General features: G+C 72.7%; 19 protein-coding genes and 4 pseudogenes. 7 read left to right on the top strand and 16 right to left on the bottom strand.

Annotated features, from left to right (window positions below; translation table 11 throughout):
* The first annotated feature begins 38 nt into the window (after positions 1-38).
* The 3 genes and pseudogenes from ACGF8A_RS26110 to ACGF8A_RS26100 all read left to right on the top strand — a co-directional run bounded on the left by ACGF8A_RS26110 (position 39) and on the right by ACGF8A_RS26100 (position 2,233).
* Entirely contained in the window at positions 39-1,007 is a 969-nt protein-coding gene (locus ACGF8A_RS26110) for an acetylxylan esterase (protein WP_393112179.1), read from the top strand.
* A 31-nt stretch (positions 1,008-1,038) separates the two neighbouring features.
* Positions 1,039-1,335: pseudogene (locus ACGF8A_RS26105) on the top strand (serine hydrolase); the annotation flags it as partial.
* A 151-nt stretch (positions 1,336-1,486) separates the two neighbouring features.
* The gene (locus ACGF8A_RS26100) at positions 1,487-2,233 is read left to right on the top strand and encodes a GntR family transcriptional regulator (protein WP_393112177.1); all 747 of its coding nucleotides are present in this window, start codon (positions 1,487-1,489) and stop codon (positions 2,231-2,233) included.
* A gap of 42 nt (positions 2,234-2,275) precedes the next feature.
* Here the strand turns inward: ACGF8A_RS26100 and ACGF8A_RS26095 are convergent, their stop codons facing one another.
* Positions 2,276-3,001 carry a class I SAM-dependent methyltransferase gene (locus ACGF8A_RS26095; protein ID WP_393112175.1) on the bottom strand — a complete coding sequence of 242 codons (726 nt, stop codon included), beginning with the start codon at positions 2,999-3,001 and terminating at the stop codon, positions 2,276-2,278.
* A 345-nt stretch (positions 3,002-3,346) separates the two neighbouring features.
* Here ACGF8A_RS26095 and rho point away from each other — a divergent pair, with 345 nt between their 5' ends.
* Both rho and ACGF8A_RS26085 read left to right on the top strand, forming a co-directional pair.
* The gene (rho, locus tag ACGF8A_RS26090) at positions 3,347-4,492 is read left to right on the top strand and encodes a transcription termination factor Rho (RefSeq protein WP_393112173.1); all 1,146 of its coding nucleotides are present in this window, start codon (positions 3,347-3,349) and stop codon (positions 4,490-4,492) included.
* Positions 4,493-4,611: 119 nt separating this feature from the next.
* Positions 4,612-5,448: pseudogene (locus ACGF8A_RS26085) on the top strand (D-alanyl-D-alanine carboxypeptidase family protein); the annotation flags it as partial.
* An 80-nt stretch (positions 5,449-5,528) separates the two neighbouring features.
* On the opposite strand, the gene ACGF8A_RS26080 reads toward ACGF8A_RS26085, so the two are convergent.
* From ACGF8A_RS26080 to ACGF8A_RS26045, 8 genes and pseudogenes are all read right to left on the bottom strand, one after another.
* Positions 5,529-6,887, bottom strand: a complete 1,359-nt coding sequence (locus tag ACGF8A_RS26080) for a glycosyltransferase family 87 protein (protein ID WP_393112171.1) — start codon at positions 6,885-6,887, stop codon at positions 5,529-5,531.
* On the bottom strand, positions 6,884-8,278 hold the full coding sequence (mptB, locus tag ACGF8A_RS26075; RefSeq protein WP_393112169.1) for a polyprenol phosphomannose-dependent alpha 1,6 mannosyltransferase MptB: 1,395 nt from the start codon (positions 8,276-8,278) through the stop codon (positions 6,884-6,886). Before mptB ends, ACGF8A_RS26080 begins: the two co-directional genes overlap by 4 nt.
* A 90-nt stretch (positions 8,279-8,368) precedes the next feature.
* A pseudogene (locus tag ACGF8A_RS26070) lies at positions 8,369-8,978 on the bottom strand (glutaminase); the annotation flags it as partial.
* A 126-nt stretch (positions 8,979-9,104) separates the two neighbouring features.
* Positions 9,105-10,121 (bottom strand): asparaginase, encoded by a 1,017-nt coding sequence (locus tag ACGF8A_RS26065; RefSeq protein WP_393112167.1) that lies wholly within the window; start codon positions 10,119-10,121, stop codon positions 9,105-9,107.
* A 65-nt stretch (positions 10,122-10,186) separates the two neighbouring features.
* A complete protein-coding gene (locus ACGF8A_RS26060) occupies positions 10,187-10,864 on the bottom strand; it encodes a FadR/GntR family transcriptional regulator (RefSeq protein ID WP_393112261.1) in 678 nt (225 codons plus the stop codon).
* A 287-nt stretch (positions 10,865-11,151) separates the two neighbouring features.
* Positions 11,152-11,526, bottom strand: coding sequence for a fluoride efflux transporter CrcB (crcB, locus tag ACGF8A_RS26055; protein WP_393112165.1), 375 nt, complete (start codon positions 11,524-11,526; stop codon positions 11,152-11,154).
* Between the two features lie 52 nt (positions 11,527-11,578).
* Positions 11,579-12,040 carry a fluoride efflux transporter CrcB gene (crcB, locus tag ACGF8A_RS26050; protein ID WP_393112163.1) on the bottom strand — a complete coding sequence of 154 codons (462 nt, stop codon included), beginning with the start codon at positions 12,038-12,040 and terminating at the stop codon, positions 11,579-11,581.
* 349 nt (positions 12,041-12,389) lie between these two features.
* Entirely contained in the window at positions 12,390-12,698 is a 309-nt protein-coding gene (locus ACGF8A_RS26045; protein WP_393112161.1) for an ArsR family transcriptional regulator, read from the bottom strand.
* Between the two features lie 379 nt (positions 12,699-13,077).
* On the opposite strand from ACGF8A_RS26045, the gene xerC reads away from it, so the two are divergent.
* A complete protein-coding gene (gene xerC / locus ACGF8A_RS26040) occupies positions 13,078-13,830 on the top strand; it encodes a tyrosine recombinase XerC (RefSeq protein ID WP_393112159.1) in 753 nt (250 codons plus the stop codon).
* Between the two features lie 145 nt (positions 13,831-13,975).
* On the opposite strand, the pseudogene ACGF8A_RS26035 reads toward xerC, so the two are convergent.
* The 6 genes and pseudogenes from ACGF8A_RS26035 to ACGF8A_RS26010 all read right to left on the bottom strand — a co-directional run.
* A pseudogene (locus tag ACGF8A_RS26035) lies at positions 13,976-14,245 on the bottom strand (redoxin domain-containing protein); the annotation flags it as partial.
* Positions 14,246-14,541: 296 nt separating this feature from the next.
* Positions 14,542-15,258 (bottom strand): Crp/Fnr family transcriptional regulator, encoded by a 717-nt coding sequence (locus ACGF8A_RS26030; protein ID WP_393112157.1) that lies wholly within the window; start codon positions 15,256-15,258, stop codon positions 14,542-14,544.
* Between the two features lie 185 nt (positions 15,259-15,443).
* Positions 15,444-15,929, bottom strand: a complete 486-nt coding sequence (locus tag ACGF8A_RS26025) for a hypothetical protein (protein ID WP_393112155.1) — start codon at positions 15,927-15,929, stop codon at positions 15,444-15,446.
* Between the two features lie 116 nt (positions 15,930-16,045).
* Entirely contained in the window at positions 16,046-16,837 is a 792-nt protein-coding gene (locus tag ACGF8A_RS26020) for a class I SAM-dependent methyltransferase (protein ID WP_393112153.1), read from the bottom strand.
* Positions 16,834-18,735: a radical SAM protein gene (locus tag ACGF8A_RS26015; RefSeq protein ID WP_393112151.1), complete on the bottom strand. Its 1,902-nt coding sequence runs from the start codon at positions 18,733-18,735 to the stop codon at positions 16,834-16,836. Before ACGF8A_RS26015 ends, ACGF8A_RS26020 begins: the two co-directional genes overlap by 4 nt.
* Entirely contained in the window at positions 18,719-19,177 is a 459-nt protein-coding gene (locus ACGF8A_RS26010; protein ID WP_393112149.1) for a MauE/DoxX family redox-associated membrane protein, read from the bottom strand. The genes ACGF8A_RS26015 and ACGF8A_RS26010 overlap by 17 nt, the downstream gene beginning before the upstream one ends.
* 263 nt (positions 19,178-19,440) lie before the next feature.
* Here ACGF8A_RS26010 and ACGF8A_RS26005 point away from each other — a divergent pair, with 263 nt between their 5' ends.
* The gene (locus ACGF8A_RS26005; protein ID WP_393112147.1) at positions 19,441-20,004 is read left to right on the top strand and encodes a DUF3179 domain-containing (seleno)protein; all 564 of its coding nucleotides are present in this window, start codon (positions 19,441-19,443) and stop codon (positions 20,002-20,004) included.
* A gap of 235 nt (positions 20,005-20,239) precedes the next feature.
* On the opposite strand, the gene ACGF8A_RS26000 is transcribed toward ACGF8A_RS26005, so the two are convergent.
* Entirely contained in the window at positions 20,240-20,809 is a 570-nt protein-coding gene (locus ACGF8A_RS26000) for an SRPBCC family protein (protein WP_393112145.1), read from the bottom strand.
* Positions 20,810-20,927: the final 118 nt, after the last annotated feature.

Here is a 20,927-nt window from a genome sequence, read left to right as displayed (position 1 = left end):
TGTGATCATCGACGTCTTCGCACCCGAGGTGGTCCCGTATGGCTCTGTTCGACCTCCCCCTCGACGAGCTCCGTGAGTACCGCGGTGCCGCCACCGAACCCGAGGATTTCGACGCCTTCTGGTCCAAGACCCTGCAGGAGGCGCGCGAGCACGAGCTGGACGCCCGGTTCGAACCGGTGGACACGGACCTGGCCACCGTGCAGGTGTTCGATGTGACGTTCGCCGGGTTCGGCGGGCACCCGGTGAAGGGCTGGCTGCTGCTGCCGGCCACCGCGACGGGGCCGCTGCCGCTGGTGGTCGAGTTCGTCGGGTACGGGGGCGGGCGCGGGCTGCCGCACGAGCATCTGCTGTGGGCGTCCACGGGCCGCGCGCACTTCGTGATGGACACCCGAGGCCAGGGCAGCGCCTGGGGTGGCGGTGGCGGCACCCCGGACCCGGTCGGCGGCGCACCGGCGTACCCCGGTTTCCTGACCCGTGGCATCGACGCGCCCGAGAACTACTACTACCGCCGCGTGTTCACCGACGCCGTGCGCGCCGTCGAGGCCGCCCGCTCGCATCCGCTCACCGACCCGGCGAGGACGGTCGCGCTCGGCGCCAGCCAGGGCGGCGGCATCGCCCTCGCCGTCGGCGGCCTGGTTTCCGACCTGGTGGCGGTGGCGCCCGACGTGCCGTTCCTGTGCGACTTCCCGCGCGCCACCACGCTGACGGACCGTCACCCCTACCGGGAGATCGGGCTCTACCTCAAGACCCACCGCGGCCGGGCGCAGGACACGCTGCGTACGCTGTCCTACTTCGACGGGGTGCACTTCGCCGCGCGCGGCCGCGCTCCCGCCCTGTTCTCGACGGCGCTGGAGGACCAGACGTGCCCGCCGTCCACCGTCTTCGCGGCGTTCAACGCCTGGGCGCACGAGGAGAAGACCATCGAGGTGTACGACTTCAACGACCACGAGGGCGGCGGCCCGTTCCACAGCGCCGCCAGGATGCGCTGGCTGCGGTCGTACGCCTGAGAGACAGGGGATGGGGACGGTGGAGACACAACAGGCCGCCGAGCGGTTCGTCCGCGTGTGGGAGCGGGGCAGCTGCCGGGACCTGGTGCTGGGCGCCGGGTTCCGCAGGGAGACCGAGATCGGTCTCGGCCTGTGGCTCAGCGGCCCGCACGGCTCGTACGGGCCCAACCCGCGCGCGGTGGGGCACGACGGATTCGGCGGGTCCGCCGGACTCGCCGACCCGGAGGCGGGCGTGTCGCTGGGGTATGTGATGAACCGCATGGGACCGCACGTCGCCGACGACCCCCGGAAGACGGCGCTGGTGAACGCCGTGTACGACGCCCTCTGACGCCCCCGCGCGCCGCCCGCGGCCACTTTCCGCCCGGTCTGTTTCGGCCGAACCGCCGGGCCGCTCTTCCCTGGTGGTTTAGACCAATGCTAATTCTGGTGGCGCAATGAGCCCGCACGGCTACGGCACGTCACCAACAGGAGGGCGCGGCATGGCCCGCACCACCCCGCACGACCGCCCGCACACCGACGAACAGCCCCTGTACTGGCGGATCGCGACAGAACTGCTCGGCGAACTACGCGACGGCACAATCCCGCCCGGCGAGAGGCTGCCGGGCGAACGGCAGCTGGCCGAGCACTTCCGGGTCAGCAGAGAGACCGTACGGCAGGCGCTGGAGGTGCTGCGCCGGGACGGACTGGTCGCCACCGACCGGCGCGGCAGCCACGCCACCCTGTGCGGCACGCCGGTCGAGCACCCGACCTCGCTGGCCTTCCCGCTCGGCGTCAGGCGCGGCCCCGAGGAGCGCGCGGTCGACCGGGCGACCGTCACCTGGGAGACACCCCCGCCCGCGCACGCGACGGCCCTCCGGCTCGCCCCGCACCGGCCGACCCTGATGCACCACTACCGCTCCGCCTGCGCCGACGGCCGTGGCCTGCGCAGCGCCGTCAGCTCCTTCTCTGCCGTGGCCCTGGCCGAGGTGGAGGAGCTGGGCCGCTACCGTGACCGCGCCGACGGCGCCGCCGCGGCCCAGCTGCGCCGCGCCTACGACTGGATGCGCACGGCGGGACTGACTCTGCACCACCGCGACGCCATCACCCGCCTCCCCGACAGCCCCTCGGTCCGGGTGACCCGCCTGGTGCACGACCAGCACGAGCGGCCACTGGAATTCACCGAACTGGTCGTGGACGCCCAACGGGACGCACTGGTCTACGAGTTCACCCTCCCCGCAGCGGTCTGAGCCCCGGCGGCGGGACAGGCAATCCCCTCCAGGGCCGAGTCCTCACCCCAGGCGCCGGGCCACGACCATCCGCACGCGCGGGCTTCCGTCCCGCCGCCGCCCGAACTCGGGCAGCGGGTGCAGCTCCACCCGGAACCCGGCGCCTTCCAGTGTCCGCAGCAGCAGCCCGAACCGTAGCGCCCGGTAGTACATGACGAAGGGCGGCCGCCACACGGCGTTGCGCACCCGCATCACCAGGTCGAAGCCCAGCAGCATGCAGTGCGCGAGGGTGCCGGTGCGGGGCGGGGCCACGACCGGGAACGCGAAGCACCCGCCCGGCCGCAGCACGGAGCGCACCTCGGTGAACAGTCCCGGCAGCTCGCGCGGCAGGAAGTGCCCGAACGCCCCGAAGCTGACCGCCAGGTCGAACGCGGGACGGAACGGCAGGGCCCGGGCGTCCGCCCGCACCCAGGACACCCGGGGCACGCCGGAGGGGACACGCTCCCGCGCGACCGCCAGCATTCCCGCGCTGAAGTCGACCCCCGTGACGCTCCCCGCGCAGACGTCCCGCAGCACGTCCGCGCCCGCGCCCGTACCGCAGCACACGTCGAGGCCGTCCTCGAACGGCCCGATCCGCCGCAGCGCCTCCGCGACGGCGTCGAGCACCGAGTCCGGCGTGCGGAACGGCGTGTGGTCGAACTTCGGCGCGAGCAGGTCGTAGCCACGCTCGACCGACGACAGCGCCTGGACGACGAGTTCACGAAGGCTGGGGCCTTGGGGGCTGAACATCGGCCTCAGCTTAGCCCCGCCCTCGTGAGACGGGCATCACAGCACCGATCCGGTTGCAGGTGGTAGGGTGCCGACAGCACTTGTGTACGCCTCGTTGTGGCGCCGGTGCCAGTTCCCTCCCTCAGCCCGCGCATCACCGCCGTTCCCGGCCGGTGCAGCGGCATTTCCCGCACCACCTCGTTCGCGGATCCGTCCGCGCGTCACCGAGGTGCGTCTTCCGCCGCCCGTCGGGCCTGTACCTGCGCCTCGTCCGCGGCCCCTCCCTGCCCCTCTCCCCCTCCCTTCCTCACGGCCTCGTGCCCGCCTTCGCCCGCAGGCCTGCGAGTCCTCGAAAGGACCGACACCATGACCACCACACTCGAAGCCCCTCCCCTCCAGCTCGAGGCCCCCGCGGCTGAGGTCGTCACCGGCATCCTGGACATCGACGCGGGCGGCAAGGGGCACCTGCGCGGCCTCGACTGCGTGCCCACGCCGTCCGATCCCCAGCTCCCGGCCGGCCTGATCCGCGACCACGGGCTGCGCAAGGGCGACCTGGTAGAGGCCGTACGCGGATCCCGGCGCACCCTGACCGCCGTCGGGCGCGTGGGCGGCCACGCGCCCGGACAGCTCCGGGGCCGTCGCCACTTCCGTGACCTCACACCCCTCCACCCCCGCGAGCGGATCCGTCTCGCACACCCGGCGGGCGGCCTCGCGGGACGCGTCGCCGATCTGCTCTCCCCCGTCGGCAAGGGGCAGCGCGGGCTGATCGTGGCCCCGCCCAAGACCGGAAAGACCGTGCTGCTCCAGCAGATCGCCGCCGCACTCGCCGGCAACCATCCCGAGTGCCGGGTGATGGTCGTGCTGCTCGACGAGCGCCCCGAGGAGGTCACCGACATGCGGCGCTCGGTGCGGGGCGAGGTGTACGCCTCGCCCTTCGACCGGACTCCCCGGCAGCACATCGCCCTCGCCGAGCTGGTCGTGGAGCGTGCCAAGCGGCTCGTGGAGGCCGGTGAGGACGTCGTGATCCTGCTGGACTCGCTGACCCGGCTGTGCCGGGCGCACAACAACGCGGCGGGCTCCGGCGGCCGTACTCTCTCCGGCGGTGTGGACGCGGCCGCGCTGCAGGAGCCCAAGCGGTTCTTCGGCGCCGCACGGGCGGCCGAGGAGGGCGGTTCGCTGACCATCCTGGCCACCGCCCTGGTCGGGACCGGCTCGCGGGCCGACGACTTCTTCTTCGAGGAACTCAAGAGCACCGGGAACATGGAGCTCCGGCTGAGCCGCGAACTCGCCTCGCGCCGCGTCTTCCCCGCCGTCGACGTCACCGGATCCGGTACCCGCCGCGAGGAACTGCTGCTGTCTCCGGCCGAGTTGGCCGCCGTGCACGGCCTGCGCCGGGCGCTGTCGGCCCGGGAGGGCGGGACCGGTCTGGAGACGCTGCTGGAGCGGATGCGGCAGACCCCGGACAACGCCGCGTTCCTGCGCCGGATCCAGCCGACGCTGCCGGCCGGCTGACCTGCTCGGGCTCGCCGGGAAGGCGCCACGCCGGGCGCGCGTGTGGCATCCGGGTGCACGCCGGCACCGCTCGGCCCGGCCAGCACCGATCGAGGCCGGTCCGTTTCTAGGTTGATCATATGACGATCGGATTCGCTTCTCGGGTGGCCGTGTCGACCTGCGGTCTCTGCCTGGCCGGTGCCCTGACCTTCGCGCCTGCCGCCGCCGCCCCGGCCGGGGCGGACCCCGGAGCGCCGGGCGGGCCGCGCGGAACGGCCCCGGTGCCGGCCGTGCTGTACCGCCCTGGCACGCAGGTGCGGCCGCGCCCCGGCGCGCCGGAGGTTCCGGACGTCTCCGCCCTGTCGTGGCTGGTGGCCGACGCCCGTACCGGCGAGGTGCTCGCAGCACGGGACGCGCACCGCAGGCTGCCGCCCGCCAGCACCCTCAAGACCCTGTTCGCCCTCACCGTGCTGCCCGTGCTGCCCGGCGGCATCCAGCACCGCGTCACGTACGGCGAGCTCGCGGAGGTCGGTGAGGGCAGCAGCCTCGTCGGCGTCAGCGAGGGCCACTCGTACCGCGTCTCGGACCTGTGGCGCGGGGTCTTCCTCAACTCGGGCAACGACGCCGTGCACGTGCTGGCCGGGCTGAACGGCGGCTGGGACGTCACCTCCCGGCAGATGGAGGCCAAGGCCAGGGCCCTGGGCGCCCGCGACACGCGGGTCCTGTCACCCGACGGATACGACGCGGAGGGCCAGGTGTCCTCGGCGTACGACCTGGCCGTCTTCGGCCGGGAGGGATTGCGCAACACCGAGTTCGCCCGGTACTGCGCCACCCTCGAGGCCGAGTTCCCCGGTGCGGACGGCTGGGCGTACGACATCCGCAACACCAACCGGCTGCTGACCGGCGACGACGGCGTGGACCGCTACCCGGGCCTGATCGGCATCAAGAACGGATACACCAGCAGGGCCGGACACACCCTCGTCGCCGCCGCCCGGCGGGACGGGCGCACCCTCGTGGTGACGGTGATGAACCCCCAGACGGACGGCCCCTTCGACGTCTACGAGGAGGCCCGGTCGCTGCTCGACTGGGGCTTCGCGGCCGCCGGCCGGGTGGACCCGGTCGGTTCGCTGGACGCCTTGCGCAGCACGCCGCGCCCCGGCCCCGAGACCGCGCCCGCCCCGGTGGCCGCGCTCGTCACCGCGGAGCCCGGTCCCGGCTGGCCGGAGACGGCGGCAATCGCGGCGGCCGCCTGTCTGGGGGCGGCCGCCGTCGCGCTGGTCCTGCGGCTCAAGGTCTTCCACATCGAGGACTGACAGCCCACCGGCAGCCCCAGCAGCAGCCCGAGCGTGATCCAGGCGTACAGGTTGCTGCCGAGGAACCCGTCGATCCCGGACGCGTCGTCGAACCAGAGCCACACCACGCTGGTGCACATCGCCGCGTACAGCACGGCGGCGACCCGCGGCTGCCCGGCGCGGACCAGCAGCACGAAGGCCGGCAGCAGCCAGACGAGGTGGTGCACCCAGGTGATCGGGCTGACCAGGCACGCCGTCAGGGCGGTGAGGGCGAAGGCCGCGTACCAGTCGCCGGCCGCCGCGGCCCTGCGGGACCGCCACGCCCACACCCCGAGCACCAGCAGCACGGCGACCGCCCAGACCGCGCGGCTGTCGACGTCCAGCCGGGCCAGGATGCCCTGCAAGGACTGGTTGGAGACGTAGTCCAGCCGGCCCACCCGGGTGGTGTCCCACATGGCGTGCGTCCAGTAGAAGCGCGAACCCTCCGGGGTCACCAGGGCCGCGAGTCCCGTCGCCGCCAGGGCCACGCCCGTCGCGACGCCGGCCGCGCGCCGGCGTCCGGCGAGCAGCAGCAGGCCGATGAAGAGGGCGGGCGTGAGCTTGACGGCCGCCGCGAGGCCGATGCCGATGCCGGCCCAGCGGCCCCGGCCGGTGGCGAGCAGCCAGGCGTCGACCAGGACGAGGGCCAGCAGCAGGACGTTGACCTGCCCGAAGCTGAAGGTGTCGCGCAGCGGTTCGTACAACGCCAGGGCGCAGGCGGCCAGGGCACACCCGTACCAGCCATGGCGGCGCCAGGCCCGGCCGGTCAGCACGCGCATCGACACGGCGAGGGCGGCGAGGTTGAGCAGCAGCGCGATCACGATCGCGGTGCGCATCCCGACCAGGGCCATCGGCAGCATGGCGACGGCGGCGAACGGCGGGTAGGTGAAGCCGTACATGGTGCCAGGCACCCGGTAGTCGTAGAGCCGGCCGCCGTCATGGATCCAGTGGTGGAGGGCGCCGTGGTAGACGCGCAGGTCGAACCAGTCGCGCAGCAGCGGCACGGTCGCGGTGAACACGGTCAGGGCGGCGGCCAGGACCAGCACGAGCAGCAGCCGCCCGCGGTCGGTGCGGGGTGTTCTCACGCCGTCCGCCCCAGGGCCGGGGCCTGCGCGGCCTGGTGAACCTGCCACAGCACGACCACGGCGAGTACGCCGCCGGAGACGGCCAGCATCAGCTGCCCGAGGTCGGCCGGTCCGCCACTCGGCATGACACCGAGCGCGAGCACACAGGTGACGGCCGCGACCCGGTGCCGTACCGAGGCGTTGGGAGCGGCAGCGGCGATGAGGAACAGTCCCCACAGCGCGTACCAGGGCCGGATCGCCGGGCCGAAGGCGGCCACCGCGGCCAGGCTGAGGCCGAGGGCGTACACCGGGCGCGGGCGCAGCCGTACCCATATGACGAGCAACGCGACGGCGGTGATCACCAGGCCGATCGTGTGCCAGACGGGCACGGCGAGCGGGGCGAGGTCGCTGCCGAGCCGCTCCAGCAGGGCGCCGGTGGCGCGGCCGAGCAGGCTGGTCAGGGCCCAGTTGTGCGGAGAGACGGGGGTGTTGAGGGCGGCGATCCAGCCGTATCCCGTACCGGCGGCTGCGGTCGCGGCGACCGTCGTCGCGGCCGCCGCGGCAGCGGTCGTCAGCACCGCGCGCACGGCGCCGCGGCCCGCGCGCATCTGGAGGACGACGATCGCGGCGAGCCCGAGCACGGCGGGAGCCTTGACAAGGGCGGCGAGCGTGACGAGGACCGCGCCCAGGACCGGCCAGCGGCCCAGCGCCGCGACCAGGCCCACCCCGAGCAGGCCGAGCATCATCGCGTCGTTGTGCGCCCCGGCCACCAGGTGCAGCAGCACCAGCGGATTGAGGGCACCGAGCCACAGGGCGGCGCCGGGGTCGGCGCCGCTGTGCCGGGCGAGGCGGGGCAGCGCCGCCGCCATCAGGGCCACGCCCAGCAGCGCCAGCAGCCGCATGCCCATGAGTCCGGCGGGGATCTCGCCGCGGGTCAGGCCGGACAGCGCGGAGGCGGCGGCGAGGAACACCGGGCCGTAGGGGGCGGCCGTGTGCTGCCACACCGGGGACACCTCGTCGGCGAGCGGGCCGCCGAGCCGGGAGGGGCCGTGCGCGTACACGTCGATCTGCGCGCCGACCATGGCGCCCTGGGCGAGGTAGCTGTAGACGTCCCGGCTGAAAAGCGGCGGGGCCAGCAGCAGCGGGGCCGCCCAGAGGGCCAGGACCATCAGCAGCGAGCGGGGCGTGGGGGGCTCGGGGCCGCGGAGCAGCCGGCCGAGCAGCGCCCAGGCCGCTATCAGCAGGACGACGCCGAAGTAGGCGCCGACCAGTCCGAGCGCGGCGCCGGCCGAGGACGGCGAGAGCAGCTCGCGGACCGGGAGGGCTCCGGCCGTCTCACCGCCCAGCGCGAGAAAGGCTGTACCGGCCAGACCGAGCATCTGGCAGCGGCGGAGATCGACGGAGGAAGCCATGGCCAACACTCGGTCAGGGTGTCAACGCCGGGTGGCCGGAAGACGACGCGCCGCCCTCGCGGGGTTGGCCTGCGCATGACCTCCATGTGATCAGAAGACCGACGGTCCGGTGAGCGTCGTGAAACGGTCCAGGGCAGCGACCCCGGCCACCGAGCTGCCCCGCTCGTCGAGCCCCGGGCTCCACACGCACAACGTTGAGCGGCCCGGCGCCACGGCGACGATTCCTCCACCGACCCCGCTCCTGCCGGGCAGGCCGACGCGGTACGCGAAGTCTCCCGCCGCGTCGTACGGCCCGTAGGTCAGCATCACGGCGTTGACCTGCTTGGCCTGGCTGCGGCTGAGCAGCCGCGAGCCGTCGGCACGCACCCCGTGCCGGGCCAGGAAGGCGGTGGCGAGGGCGGGATCGGCGCAGGAGGCACGGATCGAGCACTGCCGGAAGCACTGGTCGAGCAGCAGCGGCACCGGGTTGTCGATGTTGCCGCAGGAAGCCATGAAGTGGGCAGCGCGGCGATGGGGGTCCCCCTGCTCGAGCGAAGCCGAGAGCTTGCGGGAGGTCGCCGTGCGCGGTCTCGGTCGCCGCGGCCTCGGGGTCGAAGTCCAGTCCGGGGTTTCCGCTCTCGTCCCGCAGGAACTGAAGCAGCGTGCCCGCCGCGTCGCCGGTCCGGGTCTGCAGGCGGTCGGTGACGACGAGCGCACCGGCCGCTGCCGGGGGTGTGACGCTCCGGAGGAAACGCCCTGGGGACACGAGGAACTGCGCGACGGGCGACAGCCGGCCCGCTGCCGCGGGCGGACCGGCGCCGGCCCCGCGCAGCGCGGCGGCCGGCTGTCAGGCGGAGGCCGCAAGCGTCTGCGGATCCAGCGCGACCACCGGCCGCACCTCACCCACCGGCTTCCCGCCGCCCAGCAGCGGTTCGCCCGCGAACTCGGCCAGCAGGGCCGGGGCGACGCCGGCGCGCGCCAGCGCGGCCGCGGTGACCGGGACCCGGGCCCGGTTCGCGCCGTCGGCGATCTTCACGGCGAGCGCCCGGCCGTCGGGCAGCGCGGCGACCTGGACGCCCTCGAAGCCGTCCTTGGCGAGCAGTCCGGGCACCGCCCGCATCAGCGCGGCCACGTCCCGGCCGGAGCCGGAGGCCATCTCGGCGTGCTCGCGCATCGCGTCGGCGACCCGCGCCTCGGGGGTGCCGGGCCCGGCGGTGACGATCCGGGCGGCGGCGCGGGCCAGGCCGTGCAGGGACACGGAGAACAGGGGTGCGCCGCAGCCGTCGACGGTCACCTGGGCGACGCGCTGGCCGGTGAGGTCCTCGACGATCTCGGCGATGGCCTGCTGGAGGGGGTGCGCGGGGTCGAGGTAGTCGTCGAGGGACCAGCCGTTCAGCTTGGCCGTCCAGAGCATGGCGGCGTGCTTGCCGGAGCAGTTCTGGGCGAGCCGGGAGGGCATCCGGCCCTCGCGTACCCAGGCGTCCCGGACCACCGGGTCGAACGGCATGTCGGGAACGTTGCGCAGGTCGCTCTCGGTGACTCCGGCGGCCTCCAGGATGCGGCGGGCCCCGGCCAGGTGGCGTTCCTCGCCGGAGTGGCTCGCGGCGGTGAGGGAGAGCAGCTCGCCGTCGAGCGGCAGCCCGGCGCGTACCATGGCCGCCGCCTGCAGGGGCTTGAGCGCCGAGCGCGGGTAGAACGCCGCCTCGATGTCGCCCAGCTGGAACTCGACGTCGCCGTCCGCGCCGAGGACGACGACGGAGCCGTAGTGGATGCCCTCGACGACGCCGGCGCGTATCAGGTGGGCGACGGGGGCGTGGAGGGGCTCTCGGACGAGGGGGGCGTCCGCGACGGAACTGCTGTACATCACTGCCTGGTTCACTGGGGGCACTGCCTCGTTCACTGGGGGGCCGGGGGCGGCCGGGGTGCGGGTCACGCGTCGGTTCCGCCTTGCGTGGGGATGTCCGCGCGCGCGGGGCGCACGATGGCGGTGAGGGTGGTCTCGACCCGGTCGAGGTGGTGGGACATGGCGTCGACCGCGTCCTGCTCGGACCCTTCGGTCAGCGCCTCGACGATCGCCCGGTGCTCACGGTTGGACTGCTCACGGCGTCCGCCCAGTTCGTTGAGGAACTCCGACTGGCGGGCCAGTGCGTCCCGGATCTCCTCGATGACCCTGCGGAAGACGGGGTTCTGCGCGGCCTCGGCCACGGCCAGGTGGAAGAGGGTGTCCATCGCGACCCACGCGGTGGTGTCCGTCTCTTGCTCCATCCGGTCCAGGATGTGGGTGAGCCGGTCGAGGTTCTCGGGGGCGCGGCGCAGCGCCGCGTATCCGGCGACCGGGATCTCCACGTGCCGGCGCACCTCCAGCAGGTCGCTGGCCGAGTAGTCGCCGAAGGTCGGGTCCTCGACGCTGGTGGCGACGACGAAGGTGCCCTTGCCGGTCCTGGCCACGGTCAGCCCCATGGTCTGCAGGGCGCGCAGGGCCTCCCGCAGCACGGGCCGGGAGACTTCGAGCGTGCGGCAGAGCTCCGCCTCGGAGGGCAGTTTGTCGCCGATCGCGTACTCGCCGCGCTCGATGGCGCCGCGGAGGTGGGTGAGCACCGCTTCCATCGCGCTGACGCGCCGCGGGGCCACTCCACCTGTCTGGCTGTCTGACAGGTTCACGGGAGTGATACTCCGGTTGGGGCCGGGGCGGTGTCAAGCGACGGGAGCACCCGGGAGTACCGCCGGAGCGCACGCAAACCGGTGGGCCCCCTTTCCCGCAGCGGGGTTACCTCCAGTCGGGGAGCCGCTGCGCGGGGCCGGTCGCTGACAGTCGGCGGAGGGTGGGCGGGGCGAGCCCTGCCGGGGGCGGGTGCCCGGGAGCGACAGGGCGGCCGGTGCGCGCCCGCCGCGCGCTACGACCACACCGCCTGGGCGATCCACACCCCCGCGAACGCCGCGCCGAGACCCACGCCCACGCTCCCCACGACATTGGCCGCGGCGTACAGTTTCGCCCCCGTCTCGGCCAGCCGCAGGGTCTCGTACGAGAAGGTCGAGTAGGTGGTCAGGGCCCCGCACAGACCGGTGCCGAGCAGCAGTAGCAGCGGGGAGCCGGCGGCGCCGGCGGCTACCGCGCCGGTCAGCAGGCCGAGGGCGGCGCAACCGACGACGTTGACGATGAAGGTGCCCCACGGGAAGACGGAGTCGTGCCGGGACCGCACCGCCCGGTCGGTGAGGTAGCGGAGCGGGGCGCCGACCATGGCGCCGGCCACGACCAGCAGCCAGTTCACCGGGCTCTCCCGTTCTTCGTGCCGGCGGCGCCGCCGGTGCGGGTGGGTGGTGTCATCGCTGCCTCCGAGCCAGGAAACGGCGGGTCGCGCTCGCCCCGGCCCAGACGGCGGCGAGCGCCGCGAGGACGGTCGTGGCCAGGTAGGCCAGGGCGGGGCCCGGGTGGCCGGTGCCGACCAGGCGCTCGATCTCGACCGCGTACGCCGAGAAGGTGGTGAAGCCGCCGAGCACTCCGGTGCCGAAGAAGGGACGGACGAGCCGGTGCGGGACCCGGAGTCCGGTGACCAGCACCATGAACGCGCCGATCACCACGCAGCCGCAGACATTGACCCAGAAGGTCGCCCAGGGGAAACCGCCCGCCTGCGCGGGCCACCACAGGGCGGCGGCGTACCGGGCCGCCGCACCGATCGCACCGCCGACGGCGACCACCGCGACCACGGGCACCTGCTCGCTCCGCCCGGACCACCATGACGGACGCCGGGAGGGGCAGACGTTCTCGGTCTCCGGGGCTGTCATGGCCGTACGTCTCCTACTCGCCCGGGGCCCGCGGCCCCCTGGGCACCCGCCCTCGCGAAGAGGGACCGCCCGCGGCACCGGTGCCGCGGTGCGGGTACGGCGGGCGCCACCGCCACGCCGCAGCGGGGACGCGGCCGGAGCCCAGGCTAACGCCGCGGCCGCGCCGGCGTCACCTCGGAGCCGGCGCCTCGCGGACCGCGACGCCGCGCTCGCGGACGCTGCCCAGGATCACCCGGCCGCCCGCTTCGCACACGCTGGTGATCATGCGCAGGCCGGAGCGGTGCACGAGCGGCGTGGGGGTCTGCGTCGGCCGTCGCCCTTCGCGGTCGCAGGCGGGATCTCCTGGTGGTCACCCGGTGCGTGCTCTCCCCTGCCAGCCCTTCTCGAACATCCGCGCCACCTCGGCGATGCGGACCTCGTCGCGGCGGTAGTAGGTACGGCACCGGACGCGCTTGGCACGCAGCATGCCGAGGTCGGTGAGGAGAGTGAGGTGGGTGCGGGCCACCGTGCGGCGGACGCCGAGCTTCGCGGCGACGGCGTGCGCGGGCACCCCGTCCGTGGCGAGGTCCGCGTGCCGTTGGCGTGGGAAGTGGGCGACCGGATCCTTCAGCCACTCCAGGATGCGCAGGCGAGTGTCGCCGGCGGGAGTCCTCAGCATCGCGTCCCCCTTGTTCCGGACCCTCTACGTGGCGTTTTTCCCACTGTGCCGCCGGGCAAGCGGCCGCGCCCGGGACGCCGCCGGACTTGACCGGATCGAACGGGCCTTCGCCTCAATGTCGCGGAATGCCAAGTGCTCCCGCACGACCGGCGGACGGTCGACAGGAAGGCCGGCCGCACACCGGCGGACACCCGGCACAAGGACTCGGCCGACCACCGGCTGACGGCCGAAGGAAGCACCCGGCCGGGATCGAGCGAAGGCCGGCAAGAGGGCCCGGCCGAACAGGAGCGGGCAGTCGCAGGGGCCCGGTGACGGGGATCGCGCCGGCGTTTCCGGCGCGGCGGGTGCCTGGCGCGGGTCGGTCAGGATCGAGAACTACGTGGCCGCCATCTTGAACACGCTCGAAGCGTGGATCGCCGACGTGCTCGCCGATCCACGCGAGATCACCAAGAAGCACATCGAGGATGCCCTGGACCCGCTTCTCGGCGACCAGGCCCGCCGCCTGCACACCGCGCTGCGCTCCTTCTTCGGAGCACTCAAGCGCGAACGCCTCGTCTTCCGCGATCCCGCCCGCACGATCTCCCTCGCCAGCACCCGATCCGTGCCGACCGCGCTGCCCTCCGACCGCATCGCCGGCCTCCTCGACCGCCTCGACGACCCCCGCGACCGCCTCATGGTCGCCCTCGTCGCCATCTACGCCCTCCTCCCCGGACAGCTCGTCCACCTCCGGCGCACCGACCTCGACCGCAGCAAGGGCCGACTACGCCTGCGCCGGGCGGGACGCCTGGATCACGTCATCCACCTCGACTCCTTCACCCTGCAGCTGGTCACAGCGTGGGAGCTCCAGCGCCACCGGCGCTGGCCCGACAGCTCCAACCCCCACCTCTTCGTCACCCACAACACTGCCGTCGACGACTCCGGCCCGCCCATCAGCGCCGGCGTGGTCCAGCAGCTATTCCAACGAGTCGGCCTGCCAGCCGGCCGCCTCCGCGTCGACCGAATCGTCGACGAGGCCCGTCACGGCGCCGACCCGGTCCGGCTGATGGAGCTCTTCGGCCTGTCCAACGTCTTCGCAACCCGGTACGTCCTGTCGGCACACCCAGAGAAGAAGAACGGCCCCATTGCCCCGTGAGGCCCGGCCCACGGCTCGGCCGCGCCCGGAGCCGGGCACAGTCGCGTCGGCGACGACGGGGGCAGTCAGTTCGAGACCTTGCCGCCGGGCAGACGCCTTCGTAGACGGTTTTGCCGGTCTGGTCGAGGATCACGTAATGGCTCTGCTGGGTGACCTCGAACCGCTTCCGCACCTCGCCGTTCTCGTCGGACAGGTGGGGGAAGGAGGCGGTGCCGGTGTCGGAGACGAAGTCGCGCATGGCGGCGTTCTTGTCGAGGCCGGCGACGCCGACGACGTTCACCCTGCCGGCGCTGTCGGCGGCGACCTTCGCGGTCTCGGCGGCCTGCCCCTTGCAGGTGGGGCACCACGGTGCCCAGAACCACAGCACCGTCGCCTTGCCCGCGGGCATCTTCGCGTCGAACGGCTTGCCGTCCACGGTGGTCGCGGAGAAGTTGAGCACCTTCGGCACCTGCGCCCCCTCCGCCCCGCTGCCGTTCGAGGCCGCCGGCTGAGCGGGGATGACGCCCCCGACGTGGCGGCAGCACCCGCGCCGCTGTCGGACGTGGAGCCTTCGCCGGATCCGCAGGCGGTGAGGGTGAGGAGGGCAGCGGCCAGGGTGGCCGGGAGGAGGGTGCGGGCACGCAAGGAGGACTCCTGTGGGCTGGTCCTGGTGGCGAAAGTAGTTGTTGGGCGCTCAGGGGGCAGCGGATCGCTTCTTACGGTTCGGTGACGTCAGCCCGCGGCGTCCCTGAGCCGTTCGGGGTCGAGGACGGTGATACGTCCGCGGGTTAGTCGGAGCAGGCCGTGGTCGGCGTAGTCGCGCAGCACCTTGGTGCAGGTCTCGCGGGAGGTGCCGGCGAGCGCGGCGAGCTGTTCGTGGGTCAGAGCGATCTGCGGGTGGCGTCCGACCGGCCGGAGCGGGCCGGCCGGGGGCTGGGCGCTGGTGAGGGTGGTCAGGGTGGTGGCGATGCGCTGGGCGACGGTCTTGAAGACGCTGTCGGACAGGCGCTGTTCGAGGTCGGCGAGGCGGCGGCCGAGGATCGCGGTGATCCGGGCGGCGATCCGGGCGTCCGAGAGCAGGAACTTGTGTACGTCCGCGCGGCTCATGACGCACACGACGGTGTCGTCGAGGGCTTCGGCGTAGTTGTCGTACATGTGCTGTCCGAGCAGGACCATTTCGCCGAAGATGGTTCCGGGGGAGATGATCGCGGTCGTCAGGGCGCGGCCGTCGGCGGAGACCCTGAAGACGCGGATCCGGCCCTTTTTGAGGATGAAGAGCACCTCGGAGGGCTGGGTGGGCGAGTAGAGGATCTCGCCCGCGTGGTAGGTCTTCATTGGTGCCGCGGCGGCGATGGCTTCCATCTCCGCTTCGTTCAGGTCGCAGAAGATGTCGACCTCGGCCAGGCACCAGGTCCGCTCGGCGTCGTCGTCCGATGTGGCGTGGTTCATGTGGTGCGTTTCCTCGCGTCGTCCCGGGGCCCATGGTGGGGGTGCGGCGCCCCATGCCGGGCCGGCCAGCGCCTCTTCGTTGTTGGCCAGACAGTAGGGCACTGCCGCGCGGTCGATGGTGATGCGGCGTGGCGCCGCGCCCGGTGGGGCGGTGGGGCCGGGTGTTGACGCGGGAGCTTCGCGGTTCATCGGCGGGCCGGGCTGGTGTGCTTGCCCATCGCTTGGGCGATGGACGCGAAGGTGGCTCCGGCGAGGAGGCCGAAGACGAGGTGTGCGCCGAGGCTGGAGGCGGTGACGTCGTTCCAATCGAAGACGGGCATGCCCATGTTGGCGGGCATGATCCACAGCGCGCCGACGGTCCACCACACCACGCCGTAGACGAGGCCGAGGACGACGGCGGGCGCGAGGCTCTGGGCGAACTGCCCCAGCACCACGCCGAAGGTGATGCCGGCGAATATGGCGATGGCCAGGTGGATCAGCCAGCCGACGAAGGCGTTGGTGGAGCCCAGGAGCCCCGCGACCATGGTGATCATGGCGGTGTCCATCATCGGCCTCGACACCGACATCCAGATGCCCATCCCGATGCCGCCGACGAGCCCGGCCGCGGCACCCCAGACCGCGTACATCGGGATCGCGGCTGTTTTCGGGGATGCCTGCACGGTGGTGGCCATGGTGATCATCCTCTCTCTTGCGCTTGTCTTTCCTTTCTCGTCGCTGACGCTAGGGCGCAGGGCACATGCAGGTATGTGAGGGCGCTTACGTACCCGGCGGTAGATCGCCGGGGCCGTCAGGGTGACGACTTCACGGCGGTCAGCAGGGCGTAGCCGAGTACGCCGTCGGTGACGGCGGCGCGGGCCGCGTCCAGGACGGCCGGGGCCGCGGTCAGGTCGACGCCGGCGTCGGCGAGCCGGGCTGGGGCGGTGATGCGGAGCAGGTCCAGGCGGGCCTGGACCTGGTCGATCATGCGGATCATCGCCTCGTCGTGGCGTTCAGTGGTGAGGGTGCGCAGCCCGGCAGCGGCGAGGGCCTTGGCGTAGTCGTCGAGCGGGCGGGCGTCGGCGATGCAGGCGATGCGGGCGGTCAGCCCGCGCAGTTCGGGCGGGAGGCGGTCGGTGTCGGCGGTGACGTCGGTGATGCCGAGGCGTCCGCCGGGTTTCAGGACGCGGGCGACTTCGGCTGCGGCCCTGGGCTTGTCGGGGAAGGTGCACAGCGCGCACTCGGACACCACCGCGTCGAAGATGCCGTCGTCGTATGGGAGGTGCTCGGCGTCGCCGGTGGTGAAGACGGCCCGGTCGGTGAGCCCTGCGGCTTCGGCGGCTCCCTGGGCGAGGGCGGTGTTGGCGGGCGCGTAGTCGATGCCGTCCGCTCGCACCCCGTAGACGTCGGCGAGCAGCAGCGCGGTGGTGCCGCGGCCCGAGGCGACGTCGAGGACCCGCCCGCCGGGGGCGAGGGCGAGCCGGTCGGCGAGGCGGCGGGTCAGGGCGGTGCCGCCGGGGTGGTAGGAGTCCCCGAGCAGTAGCGCGACGATGTCCTTGGAGTAGGCGTCCGCGCAGCAGGACTTGATCTCCTCGTGGTTCACGGCCGGCGCTCCTCGCTCCGGGGGCGGGTGGTCTTCGAGCCGTACGGGGTCGTCGTCAGCCGGCCCGCGAGGGGTAGCGCGTTCGGGGCGACCGGGGCGACGGGTACGCCGGACATCTGCTCGCGGACCTGTTCGCGGTAGCCGACGGAGTTGTAGGCGCAGAAGGGGATCAGGCGGCCGTCGGGGGTGATCTCCTCGACGCAGCACTTCATCAGCTGTTTGACGTTGAGGGTGTAGGGGTCCTGGAAGTCCTGTACGACGATCATGAACGCCTTGTCGTTCAGCTGCTTCACGGCTTCGGGCAGGTCGATGCCGCACGTGTCCGCGCAATCCAGCGCCTCGGCGGTGGCCCGCAGCTTCTCCTCGGTCGTCTCGGTGCCCATGAACGCCGAGGCCGACCAGAGCTTCTCCAGGGCCTCGCGAATACCGGCGTCGGGCATGACGCGGTTGGTGACGTAGTCGAGGTAGTCCTCCACGTTCAGCAGCCGCGGGATGGGCAGGACGGTGCGGTTGCCCGGTTCGCCGTCCACCAGGAGGTAGGTGATGGAGCGGCAGGTGGGGAAGCAGCACGGTACGGGGAAGAAGTCGCCCTTCTGGAACCAGTCGGGGCGCTGGGCGTTGATCAGCCGGATGACGTCGGGGTTGGTGAGCCGCTGCAGCGGGTCGAACTCCACGTGTCGGCCGGAGTGGGTGACCGGCTGGAAGGCCACGGACCGGACGGCGGGGTGGTCGATGCCGTACTCGATGATCGCCCCGAGCTCGTGCTCGTTCAGACCGCGCTCCACGGCCGCGACGAGGGTGACGGTCAGCCCCGCCCCGGCGCAGTTGTCCAGCGCCCGCTGCTTGAACGTGCGCAGGTCCCGGCCCCGGATCTCCAGATGGGTGCGCTCGTCGAAGCCGTCGAACTGGAGATAGACGTTCACCGAGCGGCCCGGCACCTGGTTGCGTTTGCCGAGTTCGGCGACGAAGTTCTTGTCGGTGGCCAGGCGGATGCCGTTGGTGTTGAGGTTGACGTTCTTGATGGGGCGGGCCTGGGCGAGGTCGATGAAGTCGAGGATGTGCTTGTGGATGGTGGGCTCCCCGCCGGAGAACATCACCACCTCCGCCTCGCCCTCGGAGGCCACGAAGGCGTCGAGCATCCGCTCGCACTGCTCATGGGTGAGGGAGTAGCCGTCGCTCTGGTGCCCGGAGTCGGCGAAGCAGATCGGGCAGTCCAGGTTGCAGCCGGTGTTGACCTCGATGATGCCCAGGCAGGCGTGCTGCTTGTGCTCCGGGCACAGCCCGCAGTCCGACGGGCAGCCGTCCTTCACCTCGGTCTGGAAGGTCAAGGGGATCGTGCCGGGCTTGTTGAACCGCGCCGAGGACAGGTACTCCTCCGCGTCCCCGTACACCAGCGCCTCGAACTCACCGTGCTCGCGGCAGCGTTTGCGCAGATACACCTTGTCCGCGCGGATGTTGACCTGCGCGTCGACGGGTGTCTTACACAAGGGACAGATGGACTTGGTGAACTCCACGAACACCTCGTCCCGGTCCGCCTTGCGCCTCGGCGCCTGGGTCATAGCGGAACTCCTCTTCCATGGGGGCCCGGGTTCAGCGGACGTCGCCGCCCGGATCGACTTCTTCGTGCGGCTGGGGGCCGCGGGGACGGTCGTGCAGCACTCCTCCGGCCCGGCGCCCCGGCGGCGACGCGCTCGGCAGCGCAGGACGTGGCCGGCGCCGGCGAGCAGCACGACCGCACCGACAGTGATCAGACACGGGGTGGCGAGGGCACCTCCGACGGCGCCGAGTGCTCCACCGGCCACGAGCAGCGGGCCCGCGCAGCACACCACCATCGGCAGCCCTGCACCTGCGACCGCCGCGAGGACGCCGGAACCGGACCGTTCACGGGATGCGGACATCACGGCTCGCCTCCTCCCCTTCGTGGGAGGGCAGAGGGGTGGGCGACCGGCGGGCGGAGCGGATCAGGATGCCCGCGTAGAGCAGTGTCAGGGCGTCCTGCAGCAGCACGAACCAGCTCAGCCGTTGCGTGAGGTAGAGGCCGAAGCAGCCGCAGTTGTCCACCGCCAGCCCCCGCGCGTACGCCTGCACGGCCAGCACCGTCCACACCACCGATACACCCGTGTACACCCACACCGGCGCCAGGGCCTTCGACCGCGGGCGGGCCAGGAACCAGACGCCCGCCACCAGCTCGCCCGCGATCAGTGCCACGGCCAGCGCGGTCGCCCCGGCGCCGTCCACCAGCCCGTACGCGGCCAGAATCCCGGGCATGTGCCCGAAGGAGGCGAGCTGGCCGATCGCCATCGCCGTGTACACCGTCCCGAGCACGATCCGCAGCACCATGATCCGACCGTAGGCCGCCAAGGAGGGCGAGAACTGTAAGCGCGCTCACCGAAGCGCCGCCCGACACGGGGCACGATCGGCAGTACGAATCCCAGGAGGGGTCGGGAGGTGAGCCAGGTGGATGGCCAGAACGATCGGAAGCCTTCTCGCCCGTCGCGGCGGCAGGTCCTCAAGGGCGGGGCCGTGGTCTGCGCCATCAGCCTCGTCCTCGCGGGCGGGGCGATCCTCGGCGGGAACTGGCCTCAGACGGGCCCTCCGACCCGGTGACGGCCGTACAGCCCGGCCAGGACCCTTCGCTGGAGGCGCTCGCCGGAGCCGTCGTGTCCGGCGGGCCCGGCGGGCCCGGCGGGCCCGGCAAGGACGGCATCCCCTCCATCGACAAGCCCCGGTTCATCCCGGCGAGCAAGGCCGGTTTCCTCGACGACGACGATCCGGTCTTCGGCCTGGAGTACCAAGGTGAGGTGAGGGCCTATCCGCAGCTGGTGCTGGTGTGGCACGAGATCGTCAACGACACCGTCGGCGGCGAACCTCTCGCGGTCACCTACTGCCCGCTGACCGGCACGTTCATCGCCTTCTCCGCCCCGCCCGGCGTCCAGGGCCTGACCACCGGCGGCGCGGCGGCGCGGCGGCGCGGGCGCCCTCTGTCGTCCCGGATACGCCGGATACGCAATGACCAAGACCCTCGAACTCGGTTGATCAAGGAGGCCCTCATGGTGCGGGTTCAGGAAGTCGATGCCGGCCGGACGCACCACAGCGGGGCGGCCGACCCCGCGCCCGGGCCGGTCAACGGTGGGGAGGAGGCAGCCAGCAGAACACCGCCCGCGTGAGCGCCCTGGTCAGCCAGTCGCCCACTCGATCACGCACCCGCACCGGACCGGGCACCGCGGGAGGCGGCCAGCCCCTCAGGCGCCGGCCTCAACTCATGCTGCGTCCCGGCCCGCCGGGCCAGCCCGCTCGGCCGCTCCACCATGTCTCATCGCCGCCTTCCCTCTCGATGCGAACGGACACGCCGCCCGCACTCCACCGCGTCCGTCGGCTCGCCGTGCGGTACCGGCGAGCCGCTCACCTCAGAGTCGAGCGCCGCTCTGCCTCTCGCCGGACCGTGCCCAGGGAGGCCGCGACGGTCGCTTCCCACCGGGGGGCGACCAGGCCGCCCCACCACTGTCCGGCCCGCCACAGATCCGTGGCGAGCTCACCCTCGTAGACCAGCCGCGTACCGGACTCGTGCTCGGTCAGGGTGAAGGATTCGGTGACCGCCGGGACGGGCCCGCGCACCAGGCGGAAGTCGACCCTTTCTGGGCGGGTGAACCGCACCGTCTCCACCGTCGTCGCCGTCAGCCGCCCGCCCGCGACCGGGGTGCGATGGGCGGCGAGCACCATGTCGCTGCCCTGTTCCAGCACCGTGACCTTCTCGCGCATCGCTCGGGTGGCCCTGCCCAGATACGGCTGGGCGATGACGTCGAACACCACCCCACGCGGCGCCGCGATGTCGAGGGTTTGAGGCCCCAGCGGCCGGGTGCGCCGCCCGACTCCCACATCCAGCGGCAGTGCCCCGGTCACCAGCCCCAGATACCCAGCCGCCGCGCCTGCGCCCGCTACGGTCACCGCTCCCAGAGCACCGATCCACGCCATTGCCCGACCTCTCCACGCGTGTCTGTCCCCGTCTCACCTATGACGCTAGGCCGGGCATGTAAGCAGATCAGTGAGCGCGCTCACCTTCCTCCCGGCGCGTCGACCCCTACCCTGACTG

This window comes from Streptomyces sp. NPDC047706, from assembly GCF_043204795.1.
In the GTDB taxonomy this organism is placed as follows: Bacteria; Actinomycetota; Actinomycetes; order Streptomycetales; family Streptomycetaceae; genus Streptomyces.
This window is presented reverse-complemented; position numbering and strand designations above follow the sequence as displayed.

What these genes read in the sequence shown, in the direction of transcription:
- ACGF8A_RS26110 (WP_393112179.1), top strand. Translation starts at nt 39, where the DNA reads ATGGCTCTGTTCGACCTCCCCCTCGACGAGCTCCGTGAGTACCGCGGT.
- ACGF8A_RS26100 (WP_393112177.1), top strand. Translation starts at nt 1,487, where the DNA reads ATGGCCCGCACCACCCCGCACGACCGCCCGCACACCGACGAACAGCCC.
- ACGF8A_RS26095 (WP_393112175.1), bottom strand. Translation starts at nt 3,001, where the DNA reads ATGTTCAGCCCCCAAGGCCCCAGCCTTCGTGAACTCGTCGTCCAGGCG.
- rho (WP_393112173.1), top strand. Translation starts at nt 3,347, where the DNA reads ATGACCACCACACTCGAAGCCCCTCCCCTCCAGCTCGAGGCCCCCGCG.
- mptB (WP_393112169.1), bottom strand. Translation starts at nt 8,278, where the DNA reads ATGGCTTCCTCCGTCGATCTCCGCCGCTGCCAGATGCTCGGTCTGGCC.
- ACGF8A_RS26065 (WP_393112167.1), bottom strand. Translation starts at nt 10,121, where the DNA reads ATGTACAGCAGTTCCGTCGCGGACGCCCCCCTCGTCCGAGAGCCCCTC.
- ACGF8A_RS26060 (WP_393112261.1), bottom strand. Translation starts at nt 10,864, where the DNA reads ATGGAAGCGGTGCTCACCCACCTCCGCGGCGCCATCGAGCGCGGCGAG.
- crcB (WP_393112163.1), bottom strand. Translation starts at nt 12,040, where the DNA reads ATGACAGCCCCGGAGACCGAGAACGTCTGCCCCTCCCGGCGTCCGTCA.
- ACGF8A_RS26045 (WP_393112161.1), bottom strand. Translation starts at nt 12,698, where the DNA reads ATGCTGAGGACTCCCGCCGGCGACACTCGCCTGCGCATCCTGGAGTGG.
- ACGF8A_RS26030 (WP_393112157.1), bottom strand. Translation starts at nt 15,258, where the DNA reads ATGAACCACGCCACATCGGACGACGACGCCGAGCGGACCTGGTGCCTG.
- ACGF8A_RS26025 (WP_393112155.1), bottom strand. Translation starts at nt 15,929, where the DNA reads ATGGCCACCACCGTGCAGGCATCCCCGAAAACAGCCGCGATCCCGATG.
- ACGF8A_RS26015 (WP_393112151.1), bottom strand. Translation starts at nt 18,735, where the DNA reads ATGTCCGCATCCCGTGAACGGTCCGGTTCCGGCGTCCTCGCGGCGGTC.
- ACGF8A_RS26010 (WP_393112149.1), bottom strand. Translation starts at nt 19,177, where the DNA reads ATGGTGCTGCGGATCGTGCTCGGGACGGTGTACACGGCGATGGCGATC.
- ACGF8A_RS26000 (WP_393112145.1), bottom strand. Translation starts at nt 20,809, where the DNA reads ATGGCGTGGATCGGTGCTCTGGGAGCGGTGACCGTAGCGGGCGCAGGC.